The organism is uncultured Algibacter sp., assembly GCF_947487575.1.
Taxonomy (GTDB): domain Bacteria; phylum Bacteroidota; class Bacteroidia; order Flavobacteriales; family Flavobacteriaceae; genus Algibacter_B.
Window position 1 is genome coordinate 26,005 of record NZ_CANKXG010000005.1, and the last position, 12,073, is coordinate 38,077.

Below are 12,073 nucleotides of genomic sequence, written 5' to 3' on the forward strand. Positions count from 1 at the left end.
TCAAGAAGTAAACCCTTATTTAAAATATATTGATGAGGCAAAAAACAATTTGGATATAATTTCAAATGTATCCCAAACTTTTCTAGATTCTATACCACTTCCATTAGAACAAAATATTGAAGGACATCTAGATGATTACTTTATAACCCAAGGGCATATTTACGGTTTTAGAAATAAAGATATTAAAGCGCTTCAGTATTTTAATAAAGCACTTAATTATGCCGAAAAGGAAAATGATTATGAAAATGCAGGAGATGCTTGTGTACAGCTTTATAGAACTTCTTATACAAATTCTAAAGACAGTTTGGCTATTAGTTATTTAGATAAAGCAAAATACTATTTTAAAAAAAGTAATTATAAATATGGTTTATATGAAATAGAGCTTATAGAAGCTTATATGAAATATATAAATAGTGAGAGTTTTGAAAGTATAAAGATGCTGTTGCCAAACTTGGATAAATATAAAGCCATTTTAAATGAAGATGGTTACATATATATGGAAGCTAATGCACAATTAGCTATGAGTTATATAGATTTGGATAGTATTAATAAAGCAAGAAAGTATATAAGAAATTTTGAAACAACCAAAGGCAATGCTACAATTGATAAAAATAATTATTATTCTTTTAGAGGGAGTCTTAATGTAAACTTAGCAGAATTTTTCTTAGAAAAGAATAAACAAATAGATTCGTGTACCTTTTATCTATCTAAGGCAAGAACTGATTTTTCATATTTACATCAAACTTATATTGTTAAATATTATAATTTATTTGTTAATTTATATAATAGTATTGAAAATCTTGAGTTGGCTAAAACTTATGTAGATTCTATTACAATATATGAAAATGAAATATTTCAGACCCATTTTAATGCTTCGTTAGATATTGGTAGTTCAATTAAAACTACAGAAGATAAATTAAAAATAGAAAGTAATAAGCGTAAACGTAATGTGATTTTGGTATTTGTTTTATTTTTAGTTTTAATTTTTATCAGTATTCTATATTTTGTTTTTTATAGAAGACAAAAGCTTAAATTAAATAAAGTTTCAAGTAAAGTAGATACATTATCTAAGATAAAATCAAATAATGAGCAACTAGTAGTAAAAGTTCATGGTTTGGAAGAATATATAAGTAATTTGAAAGAAGAAGTAAAGAATATTTCTAGAATAGAATCTATTCAAAATCAAAAAGAAAAAATAAAAGAACTTTATAAAAATCTTCACATAAATTCTTCGACATTACTAGATAAAAGTGAAAACCATTTAGAGTTGGTTAATGATTTAAATATTGATTTTTTTACAAAAATCAAGGAAAAATATCCACAGTTAAATAAGTCCGAAATAATTATTTGCTATTATCTGTATATGGGGTTTATAAATAAAGAAATTGGATTGTTTTTAAATACTACAGTAAGATCAGTTGAAAGCAAACGTTATCGAATATCCAAAAAAATTAATCTTATTAGAAAAGAAAAAACGTTAGTCGAACATTTGCAAAATACTTTTCGGAAACCTTAATTTATTTAAATTTAAACGTTTTTTTAGCATTTTGGATAATTTGAGTAATAAGTGCGTAGCAGGTAATTGCTTAAAACTCAAGAAAGTTTATGATATTTGGAATATGCTATTATCAATTCATTAATCAGCAGATAAAATGTACTTGGTTTAAGGTTTAATTAAAATTATTATTTGATGTACTTGGGTTGGTTGTATTTCAAATTTATTTTAATTAAAACAAGTTTGTTTTTGGCGATTAATTAAGAACTTTTTTTTAAAAGTTCAGTAAATTGAAGTAAAATTTGGAGCCTAATATAATTATATTAGGTTCCTTTTTTTATAGAGGTATATTTCCGTGTTTTCGTTTTGGGGTATCTACTTTTTTATTTTCAAGCATATCAAATGCTTTCAATAATTTTCTTCTTGTATTTTTTGGAAGAATAATTTCATCAATAAAACCACGTTTTGCAGCTCTATAAGGGTTAGCAAATTTTTCAGCATATTCCGCTTCTTTTTCTGCTAATTTCTCTTCAGGGTTATCTGCTGCTGCAATCTCTTTTCTAAAAATAATTTCACTAGCACCTTTAGCACCCATAACCGCAATTTCTGCAGCTGGCCAAGCATAATTAAAATCTGCACCAATGTGTTTAGAATTCATAACATCATAAGCACCACCATAAGCTTTTCTAGTGATTACTGTAATTCTAGGTACTGTGGCTTCACTTAAAGCGTATAATAGTTTTGCGCCATGTACTATAATACCATTCCATTCTTGGTCTGTTCCAGGTAAAAATCCAGGCACATCAACTAAAACTAATATTGGAATATTAAAACAATCGCATGTACGTGTAAATCGTGCCGCTTTTCTTGAACTATTAACACCTAAAACGCCTGCAAAAGCCATTGGTTGATTAGCAATTATGCCAATACTACGGCCGCCTAATCTTGCAAACCCTACGATAATGCTTTGAGCATAATCTTTATGGATTTCATAAAAAGAATCTTTATCTATAACACCAGAAATTACATTATGCATGTCGTATGGTTTATTTGGGTTGTCTGGAACAATATCAGACAAAACATCTCTTACTTCATCATTGATTTCAATGTTTATTTTTTTAGATTTTTCTGTGTTATTTTGAGGTAAATAGCTTAAAAGTTTTTTTATATCTTCTAGGCATGCGATATCATTTTCTGAAGTTTTATGAGCTACTCCAGATTTTGATGCATGCGTTAAAGCACCTCCAAGTTCTTCACTTGTAACCTCTTCATTAGTTACTGTTTTTACTACATTAGGTCCTGTTACAAACATGTAGCTAGAGTTTTCTACCATTATAGTAAAATCGGTCATTGCTGGCGAATAAACTGCTCCACCAGCACAGGGTCCCATAACAGCAGATATTTGTGGAATAACTCCAGATGCCTGCACATTCCTATAAAATATATCTGCATAGCCACCTAGCGAGCGAACACCTTCTTGTATGCGTGCGCCACCAGAATCATTTAAGCCTATAATGGGAACCCCAACTTTTACTGCCATATCCATAATTTTACAAATTTTTTCAGCATGAGTTTCGGATAATGAGCCTCCAAAAACAGTAAAATCTTGGGCATAAGCGTAGATTAATCTACCATTTACGGTTCCGTAACCAGTAATTACACCATCTCCATAAAAAATTTGGTCTTCCATACCAAAATCAGTGGTTCTATGGGTCACTAAGGCTCCAGTTTCTTCAAAAGAACTTTCATCAAATAAGTATTCAATGCGCTCTCTAGCAGTAAGTTTTTTATTGGTATGCTGTTTATCTATGCGATTTTGTCCACCTCCAAGTTTAGAAAGTTCTAAAGCTTCATTTAACTTATTAATTTTTTCTTGTTTAGAATCCATTTTATGAATGTATGTTGTTAAGCCTGGTGTTTTTTGAGTTTAAAACTCTATAACCTTCAGACTGAATAGTTTCTATTTAATTGGTAATCTTAATAGTTTTTGGTCTTGAATATATTGTTTAATCGCTATTAGGGCAGCAATTTTAGCTTCGTTTTCTGTTTCAGCTTTTAAACTTTGAGTAGAGTAGAAGTTCTTTACAAAATGCGTGTCAAAGTTTCCTGAACGAAATGCTTCATGTTCACATACATATTTACCAAAGGGTAGGGTAGTTTCTACCCCTTTAACAATATAATTCCCAATGGCTTTTATCATAAGTTGAATAGCTTCTTCTCTTGTGTTACCATAAGTAATTAATTTAGAGAGCATAGAGTCATAATAAATAGAAATATCCATCCCTTCTTCAAAACCATTATCTACTCTAATGCCTTCTCCTTTTGGTAATTTATAAGTATCTAAATACCCAACACTTGGTAAAAAATCATTCAAAGGGTCTTCAGCATAAACACGTAATTCAAGTGCGTGTCCGTTAATTTTTAAATCTTCTTGTTTTATAACCAAAGCTTCCCCTCGCGCTACTTTAATTTGAAGTTCAACTAAATCTACTCCAGAGATTAATTCGGTGACAGGATGTTCTACCTGTAAACGCGTATTCATTTCTAGAAAATAAAAATTATGGGTTTCATCTAATAAAAATTCAACAGTACCAGCTCCCAGGTAATCACAAGCTTTCGCAACTTTTATGGCTGCTTCACCCATTTTAGCTCTTAATTTTGGGGTTAAAATACAGGAAGGAGCTTCTTCAACCACCTTTTGATGGCGACGTTGAATGCTACATTCGCGTTCAAAAAAGTGTAAAACATTACCATGACTATCTGCCATAACTTGAATTTCGATATGCCGAGGAGAACTCACATACTTTTCAATAAAAACTGAACCATCTCCAAAAGCAGAAGTCGCTTCACTAATGGCACGATTCATTTGTGATTCTAACTCACTTTCTTTCTCAACAACCCGCATGCCTTTTCCGCCTCCGCCAGCAGAAGCTTTTATTAGTATGGGAAATCCTATTTCTTTAGCTATCTGTTTTGCTTTTTCAACATCTGTAATTGCTTCATCTATGCCAGGAACCATAGGAATATTATATATTTTTACCGCATCTTTAGCGGCAAGTTTGCTTCCCATTATTTTAATGGCTCTGGACTTAGGGCCAATAAAAACGATTTTATTGGTTTCGCATAATTCTGCAAAAGCTGCATTTTCACTTAAAAAACCATAACCAGGATGAATGGCATCTACATTTAAGTTTTTTGCAACTTCTATAATTTTATCTCCTTTTAAATAAGATTTGCTGGATGGCGCTTCACCAATACAAACTGCTTCATCTGCAAATTTTACATGAGGTGCATTTCGGTCTACTGTAGAAAAAACAGCAACCGTTTTAATGCCCATTTTTTGAGCAGTTTTCATAACTCTTATGGCAATTTCACCTCTGTTGGCAACAAGTATTTTTTTCATATTATTCAAACTCAATTAAAAGTTGATTTTTCTCTACAGCATCTCCGTTTTTCATGGATATGGATTTTATAATACCATCTCTAGGCGATGCAATACTGTTCTCCATTTTCATGGCTTCAAGAATAAATAGAGTATCATTTTCATTAACTTCCTGACCAACTTCAACATTCATTTCTAAAATTAAGCCAGGCATAGGTGCCTTAATAGAATTAACTTGTTTTGTTGTTCCTACAGAAAATCCCATGTCTTTAATTAGTAAGTCTAATTCATTAAATATAGTAACGTCATAGGAGTTATTATTGACTTTTACTGTGTATGATTTCTTGTTGAAGTTTGCTTTAGTTACTTCTGCTTTAAAAGAAGCATTATCTTTTAGAATATGGTATTTTCCTTTGGATGTTTTAAGTGCATCAAGTTTTGAGAGATCATCTTCAGAAAAATCGAAATCAATGGCATTATTTACTTTTGCCTTAAAATGTTTACTCATAATTGGAGAAATTAATAGTAGTAAATATAAGGATTTTATTAGGGAGATTCAATTTCAAAAAACCACTTTCAAAAAACCAGAAAACGTATTTATTAAGTTTTTAATTCTAAATAATGAAACTGTAAATATTGCTTAAAATTACGAATATGATAAAATAAGATTAAAAAAATAACAAATTTTACGAAAAACATAATAAAAACATGATATTTATCATTTTTATTCAATTTCATTAAATTGATATTTGTATATAAATTTAATCACATAATGTTATGAATACACAAAAAAATATTTTTAGAAAAATAATTACTTGTATTGCTGTTATAGGTTTTGCATTTAATTTATCACAGGCACAAATGCTAAAATTGGAAAATGAAAACTCTTTTTTAACTGTTTTTGGTTCTTCTAATCTTCATGGTTGGAAAGTTGATGCAGAAAAACAAAATGGGTTAATAAAGTTCAATAACCTTGAAACTTGTCAAATCGAGTCTTTATCACTGGCTGTACTTACCGAAAGTTTAAAAGGTGTAAAACCAGGTATGACTAAAATAGCTTCTAAAACTTTAAAATCAAACGAGTTTAAATCTATATTATTTACACTGGTGGAAGTTGAAAGTATAGTTGATAAAGGAAACGGGAATTTTGAATTACAAACTATAGGAGATTTAGTTATTGCGGGTACAAAAAAAGCTGTTCCATTGCGTTTTAATGTTTTAATTGTTGGTAAAAAAGTAAAACTTGAAGGCAGGGTGAAATTGAAGATGACCGAGTTTAATATAACACCTCCTATAGGTATGCTTGGAGCTTTGAAAGCTAAAGATGATATTTTTTTAAAATTTGAGTCTAATTTTATATAGATTAATTCTTAAATAGTCTAAAAAAACCTCTTAGCTACGGATTTCTTTTAATTAAAACTTGTAGCTGGGAGGTTTTTGAATATGAAAAACTATAAATAGATATTTTATTGTTTAAACCTTAAAAGTTATTTTTATAAGCAGTTAAAAATGATTTTTTATTTGATTTAGTATCAATTCATAATAGGCTTTATTTGAAGGTACAAAATGGTTGTTATTAGATCCCAAGGTTTTTATAAGTCTTTTAAATTCTCTAAAATCAACTAGTTTTAATGCTTCAACTTCCTCTTCTTGAGGAATTAATTTAGAAATAGAAACATTCAATTTTGCGATATATGTGTTATGAAACTCATTATCTACAATGCCATTTTTATAAGATTGAAAACACTTAAAAACACCTATTTTTTTTAACTCATTTTCAGAAATGGTTAAGCCAATTTCTTCTTTGGTTTCTCTTATAATACCTTGCTCAGGAGTTTCACCTGCATCAATATGTCCTGCCACGGATACATCCCAAAGTAGCGGACAAATGGTTTTGTTTGCAGAACGCTGTGATAATAAAATCTTGCCCTTATCTGTATATAACCAAAGATGCGATGTATGATGATAATAACCCTTTGTATGGATAACTGATTTTAATTTAGATTTCCCTGTAGGTTTTCCATGTTTATCTACAATGTCTATAAATTCGTCCATTTTTTTAAATAAAGTTGACTATTTCGTGCCTATATAAAATGTGCTAATTAGAGGTTTTAAACCACTATCTATTATATTTATAATATAATAATAAGTTCCTGTGGGAACTTTATCTGATGATCCAATAGAACTACTACTAGACCTGCCATTCCAATTATTTTGATAATTATCTGAATGATAAATTTGCGCACCCCAACGATTAAATATTTTCAAATCTACTATAAAGTCACAACCTTTAATTTCATTTATTGTAAAATATTCATTCCATTCATCTTGGTTTGGTGTTACTACTTTAGAGATGGTTATTTGACTACCATCAAAAACTTGATTAGACGGTACTGTTATAACTTGTACAAAATCTGCAATAGTGCGGCCACAGGCATCGGTAAAATTCCAAGTATTAGTATAGGTTCCTTCATAATCACAATCACTATTCTGAACAAAATCTCCAGACGTTTTAATGATATTAAAATTACATTTATCTGGAATAGGGAATAAGGCTTGGGCATCCCTTAAATTATTTGGGTTGCCAATAACCAATGTTCTGTCTAAGCTCCCAATAGGAGTCTCCCATACTGCAATGGGTTGGTTTATGTTTATTAATAACGGATTCCCGAGTTGACAATCATCCAACTCATCAGAGCTAAAGGTTGTAAACATATTTGGGTTTTCTTCGCCATTATAAGTTGCCGTAAATAGAAGCTCTAGCTCTAGATTGCAAGTGTCTTCAAGAAAATAGCAGGCCGTGTTAACTCTTAACTCAAATTGAATATTTAGGGTTGGGGATCCTATATCAAGTAACCCGTCTTCAATAAAAAACTCTAAAAGCCTTGTATTTGTATCATAATTATAACTCACTCCATCAGGTAAATTATCGGCAGAAACAAATTCTACGTTTGTTGGTATGGTTTCAGAAAGTATAACATTAAGAGCATTATCATTTCCTGTATTAGAAAAGTTAAATTCAAATGTTATTAAATCACCAGCATTAGTAATGTTCTCAAAGGCATTCGAACTAATTTCTAAAGGATAAAGGCTAGGGGACCAAACCTCAATAGCTAACCCTATTAAAAACAAACTATATGTTTCTTGGGCAGAAGCAAGCCGAATAGTGGCAGAAGATTGGTTATTCCCGATAATATTATTATCTGTATTATCGAGTCTAAAAACAGCAGCATCAAAACCTAGTGTATTCAAACTGGCTGGATTTCTATCTGTAAAGTTTGCGTTTTCTAATGTAATTCTACTATTAAAAAAATTGAATGAATTCCTTAAAGGCGCTGTGATATCTACAAATTCATCAGCAATATTTTGTATTTGAAATCGGTCTCCAATTAAACTTCTATCACCTTCCAAAGACCCAATTAAAGTATTTACATTTACAGAACCCGTTGGAACAGTTCGGAAACCAGAAAAATTAATATCATAATTATTAAAATCTCTGGTAATATGTGCATATCCATCAAAAATGCTCACATTTTTTGAAACAAGCCCTGGACTTTCATAAACATATACAATTTGCCAGCCTCCCGAAGTCCCTGTATTTCCTGAGCCGTGTTGGAATAAAAACCCGGTTTTGGCTTCAACATTAGCAACTTGATATGTTCCGTACGGGCTCTCCAGATTTGCTACTAAATTTGTAATATCTTTAAAACAAACATATGGGTCGTTACTAAAATGAAAGTCTCTTCCGCGGTAAAGTACCTCGTCTGCGCTTAATGTTTCATAACTGGTCTCACCCGGAAGCATTAATTTAATATCATTAAAATTCCAGTCGGGTTGATTATCTTCTCCACCTTCATTTTCTTTATCAGCCGCCGCCCAATATAGAAATGCTTTTTTTATGTTCAGACAAACTAAATCTGGATGCGGATTTACAAAATTGGCACTACTGGAATTAAAAGTGGAGTTATCTGAATCAATATCAACATAAACATTATCAAAAAAGCTATGGTTATCACTTTCACCATTGTAATTTTCAGTTGCTGTTCTAGATAATACATTGTTGGCAATCATCGTGAAATCGCCATTTATCATCTCATTAAACCGTGGGGAAAATTCTTTTTGAATTTGGGAGAAACTGGTAAAAGAAAAAGTAAAAAAACTAATACATAAAAGTATAACTATTTGTTTGTTTAATGGGTGTTTAAGTATATGTGTAAAACAGTTACCCATTGTGAGCGTAATTCGTTTTAAATGAATGAAATAAACTTGTAAATTGAGTTCGCCTAAAAAGTTTAAAAAATACTTAGTTGTTACATTGAGCGCAGTCGAAATGCATTGAAATTTAGGATTATAAGTTTTTTGACTGCGCTTAAAATGACATTTAATATTGCTTTTTAAGCTGACTCAATTTACAAGTCTTAAAATACATATTTTTTACTTAAAATAGCTAAATGTTTCACCGTCTTCTATTTTAAGTAAAGTTTCATAAATTAGTTTAATTACGTTCTCAACATCTTCTTTATGCACCATTTCTACAGTCGTGTGCATATAACGTAGCGGTAACGAAATTAAAGCAGAAGCAACACCGCCATTACTATAAGCAAAAGCATCAGTATCTGTTCCTGTAGCCCTAGATAACGCAGAACGCTGAAAAGGAATTTTTTTAGCCTCGGCAGTATCCGTAATTAAATCACGAAGTTTTTGTTGTACTGCTGGTGCATAAGCCACAACAGGACCTTTTCCAATTTCTAAATGCCCCGCTTTTTTCTTTTCAATCATTGGGGTAGTGGTATCGTGCGTTACATCGGTAACTATCGCTACATTAGGTTTTATAGTTTGGGTAATCATTTCTGCACCACGCAAACCAATTTCTTCTTGCACAGCGTTTGTAACGTAAAGCCCAAAAGGCAATTCTTTTTTGTTTTCTTTAAGTAGCCTAGCAACCTCAGCAATCATAAAACCACCCATACGGTTATCAATAGCACGACAAACAAATTTATCGCCGTTTAAAATATGAAACTCATCAGGGTATGTAATTACACAACCAACATGTACACCAAGTTTTTCAACCTCATCTTTAGTTGCGCAACCACAATCAATAAAAATATTATCTGGTTTTGGAGGTTCCTCTTTAGCACGGTTTCTAGTATGTATTGCAGGCCAGCCAAAAACACCTTTTACAATGCCTTTTTTGGTATGGATATTAACCACCTTACTTGGTGCAATTTGGTGGTCACTACCACCATTTCTAATCACATAAATTAATCCGTTATCCGAAATATAATTAACATACCACGAAATTTCATCAGCATGTCCCTCAATAACCACTTTGTATTTTGCTTTTGGGTTTATTACACCAACAGCAGTGCCGTAAGTATCTGTAATAAATTCATCTACATACGGTTTTAAATAATCCATCCACAGCTTTTGTCCGTCCCATTCATAACCAGTAGGTGCTGCATTATTCAAATATTTTTCTAAAAAGTCCATCGACTTTTTGTTTAAGATGCTCTTCTTTGTCATTTATAAAAAGTTTTGCACTAAAATAATAATATAAAACGTAAATGAATAGTTTAAGTAGATTCTTATCATGAAAAATTTTTGAAGGTTAGCATAAGTACTCGTACCTACTTCGTCTGCCTTTGGGCTTTCTATTGCAATCCCTAATGCAGGTTTTTGCTAGCTTATGTTTTAAACCGAAAACTGATTTATTTTGGAGAAGTTCGTTTAACTAAACCATATATTAAACGTTTAATATCTGGCTTTAAACGAAGTTAGTTAATTTTTCTGACAAAGTTAAGTATTCCAGTATTTTCAAATTTAAGTTTACTAGTTTTCAGAAATTCAGTATTTTTGGCATAATAAATGCCCCAATATTTATTAGATGGATTACTTAAAATACATATTCATAATTTTTCCTTTGATACTCTGTGCACAGATAGAGGAAGCCGAACAAGATTCCATACCCGAAAAGTATCTTATTATTGAGGGCGATTCAGTACCAAGAACAACAATAGATTTAGATGAAGTGATGCTGCTTCATAAACTAAAATTTGATAGTAAAAAAGATAGAATTCGCTATTTAATTTTAAGACGTAAAACCATAAAGGTGTATCCGTATGCTAAGCTTGCCGCAGAGCGTTTAGATTCTATGAATGTACGTTTGGCTGCACTTACCAAAAAACGCGATAAAAAACGCTATACTAAACGTATTCAGAAATATATAGAAGGCGAGTTCTCTGATGAATTGAAAAAAATGACACGTACAGAAGGACAAATTTTAGTCAAGTTGATTCACAGACAAACTGGAAAAACGGCTTTTAGTTTAATTAAAGAATTGCGTAATGGCTGGCGTGCGTTTTGGTATAATACTACCGCAAGTATGTTCGATATTTCATTAAAACGTGAATTTGATCCAGAAAACGAAAAAGAAGATTATTTAATTGAGGATATCTTGCAACGTAACTTTCAAAGCGGACGTTTGGACCGTCAAAAACCTGCTATAGATTTTGATTTCTATGATTTAACCAACAAATGGGTTCATCAGAAAACACCATAATACATGCGCATTCAATCGCCATTTGAAGAAAAACTAAATGCCATTACACATGCCATTGGTGCTTTGTTTGGTGTTTCAGCATTGGTATTACTTATAACATATAACACCAATAAAACAGATTGGAGTTTGTTTAGTGTTATAGTTTACGGAATTTCAATTATTATTTTATTCACCGCATCTACATGCTATCATGCCGTAAAAGGGGAGAATCGCAAGCATTATTTTAGAGTTGTAGACCATATTAGTATTTATTTTTTAATAGCAGGAACCTATACACCGGTTTGTTTAATAGCTTTGGAGCAAACTCTTGGGTGGACGCTCTTTTTTGTGGTTTGGGGAATTGCCGCTTTTGGTGTTATATTAAAGTTGTTTTTTACAGGTAGGTTTGAGGTTTTTTCAACCTTGCTCTATTTAGTAATGGGGTGGCTAATTGTTTTTGATTTTTCTAATTTATCAAATACTATTGGAGATAATGGTATATTGTTTTTATTTGCAGGTGGCTTAGCTTACACTGTTGGTATTGTGTTTTATGCCATACATAAGATTCCTTATAATCATGTAATTTGGCATCTTTTCGTATTAGCAGGTGCTATTTTTCACTTTTTTATGATTTTTTACTACGTAATCTAGTAATAAA

10 protein-coding genes are annotated in these 12,073 nt (G+C 31.2%); 4 read left to right on the top strand and 6 right to left on the bottom strand.

Annotated elements, in window-relative coordinates; translation table 11 throughout:
• Positions 1-49: 49 nt before the first annotated feature.
• A complete protein-coding gene (locus Q0870_RS06325; protein WP_298553478.1) occupies positions 50-1,516 on the top strand; it encodes a hypothetical protein in 1,467 nt (488 codons plus the stop codon).
• 316 nt (positions 1,517-1,832) lie between these two features.
• Here the strand turns inward: Q0870_RS06325 and Q0870_RS06330 are convergent, their stop codons facing one another.
• The 3 genes from Q0870_RS06330 to Q0870_RS06340 all read right to left on the bottom strand — a co-directional run bounded on the left by Q0870_RS06330 (position 1,833) and on the right by Q0870_RS06340 (position 5,385).
• Positions 1,833-3,383, bottom strand: coding sequence for an acyl-CoA carboxylase subunit beta (locus Q0870_RS06330; protein ID WP_298553479.1), 1,551 nt, complete (start codon positions 3,381-3,383; stop codon positions 1,833-1,835).
• A gap of 72 nt (positions 3,384-3,455) precedes the next feature.
• Positions 3,456-4,898: an acetyl-CoA carboxylase biotin carboxylase subunit gene (gene accC, locus Q0870_RS06335; RefSeq protein WP_298553480.1), complete on the bottom strand. Its 1,443-nt coding sequence runs from the start codon at positions 4,896-4,898 to the stop codon at positions 3,456-3,458.
• A 1-nt stretch (position 4,899) separates the two neighbouring features.
• Complete coding sequence (locus tag Q0870_RS06340; RefSeq protein WP_298553481.1) at positions 4,900-5,385, bottom strand: biotin/lipoyl-containing protein; 486 nt, start codon at positions 5,383-5,385, stop codon at positions 4,900-4,902.
• Between the two features lie 269 nt (positions 5,386-5,654).
• Between Q0870_RS06340 and Q0870_RS06345 the strand changes: the two genes are divergently transcribed.
• A complete protein-coding gene (locus Q0870_RS06345; protein WP_298553483.1) occupies positions 5,655-6,239 on the top strand; it encodes a YceI family protein in 585 nt (194 codons plus the stop codon).
• Between the two features lie 141 nt (positions 6,240-6,380).
• Here the strand turns inward: Q0870_RS06345 and Q0870_RS06350 are convergent, their stop codons facing one another.
• From Q0870_RS06350 to Q0870_RS06360, 3 genes are all read right to left on the bottom strand, one after another.
• Positions 6,381-6,932 (bottom strand): NUDIX domain-containing protein, encoded by a 552-nt coding sequence (locus tag Q0870_RS06350; RefSeq protein ID WP_298553485.1) that lies wholly within the window; start codon positions 6,930-6,932, stop codon positions 6,381-6,383.
• Positions 6,933-6,950: 18 nt separating this feature from the next.
• Complete coding sequence (locus tag Q0870_RS06355; protein ID WP_298553487.1) at positions 6,951-8,948, bottom strand: gliding motility-associated C-terminal domain-containing protein; 1,998 nt, start codon at positions 8,946-8,948, stop codon at positions 6,951-6,953.
• A 363-nt stretch (positions 8,949-9,311) separates the two neighbouring features.
• On the bottom strand, positions 9,312-10,400 hold the full coding sequence (locus Q0870_RS06360) for a M42 family metallopeptidase (RefSeq protein WP_298553489.1): 1,089 nt from the start codon (positions 10,398-10,400) through the stop codon (positions 9,312-9,314).
• A 361-nt stretch (positions 10,401-10,761) separates the two neighbouring features.
• Here Q0870_RS06360 and Q0870_RS06365 point away from each other — a divergent pair, with 361 nt between their 5' ends.
• Positions 10,762-11,436, top strand: a complete 675-nt coding sequence (locus Q0870_RS06365; RefSeq protein ID WP_298553491.1) for a DUF4294 domain-containing protein — start codon at positions 10,762-10,764, stop codon at positions 11,434-11,436.
• Positions 11,437-11,439: 3 nt separating this feature from the next.
• On the top strand, positions 11,440-12,066 hold the full coding sequence (locus Q0870_RS06370) for a hemolysin III family protein (protein ID WP_298553493.1): 627 nt from the start codon (positions 11,440-11,442) through the stop codon (positions 12,064-12,066).
• Positions 12,067-12,073: the final 7 nt, after the last annotated feature.

What these genes read in the sequence shown, in the direction of transcription:
- Q0870_RS06345 (WP_298553483.1), top strand. Translation starts at nt 5,655, where the DNA reads ATGAATACACAAAAAAATATTTTTAGAAAAATAATTACTTGTATTGCT.
- Q0870_RS06340 (WP_298553481.1), bottom strand. Translation starts at nt 5,385, where the DNA reads ATGAGTAAACATTTTAAGGCAAAAGTAAATAATGCCATTGATTTCGAT.
- Q0870_RS06330 (WP_298553479.1), bottom strand. Translation starts at nt 3,383, where the DNA reads ATGGATTCTAAACAAGAAAAAATTAATAAGTTAAATGAAGCTTTAGAA.
- accC (WP_298553480.1), bottom strand. Translation starts at nt 4,898, where the DNA reads ATGAAAAAAATACTTGTTGCCAACAGAGGTGAAATTGCCATAAGAGTT.
- Q0870_RS06370 (WP_298553493.1), top strand. Translation starts at nt 11,440, where the DNA reads ATGCGCATTCAATCGCCATTTGAAGAAAAACTAAATGCCATTACACAT.
- Q0870_RS06355 (WP_298553487.1), bottom strand. Translation starts at nt 8,948, where the DNA reads ATGATTGCCAACAATGTATTATCTAGAACAGCAACTGAAAATTACAAT.
- Q0870_RS06365 (WP_298553491.1), top strand. Translation starts at nt 10,762, where the DNA reads ATGGATTACTTAAAATACATATTCATAATTTTTCCTTTGATACTCTGT.
- Q0870_RS06350 (WP_298553485.1), bottom strand. Translation starts at nt 6,932, where the DNA reads ATGGACGAATTTATAGACATTGTAGATAAACATGGAAAACCTACAGGG.
- Q0870_RS06360 (WP_298553489.1), bottom strand. Translation starts at nt 10,400, where the DNA reads ATGACAAAGAAGAGCATCTTAAACAAAAAGTCGATGGACTTTTTAGAA.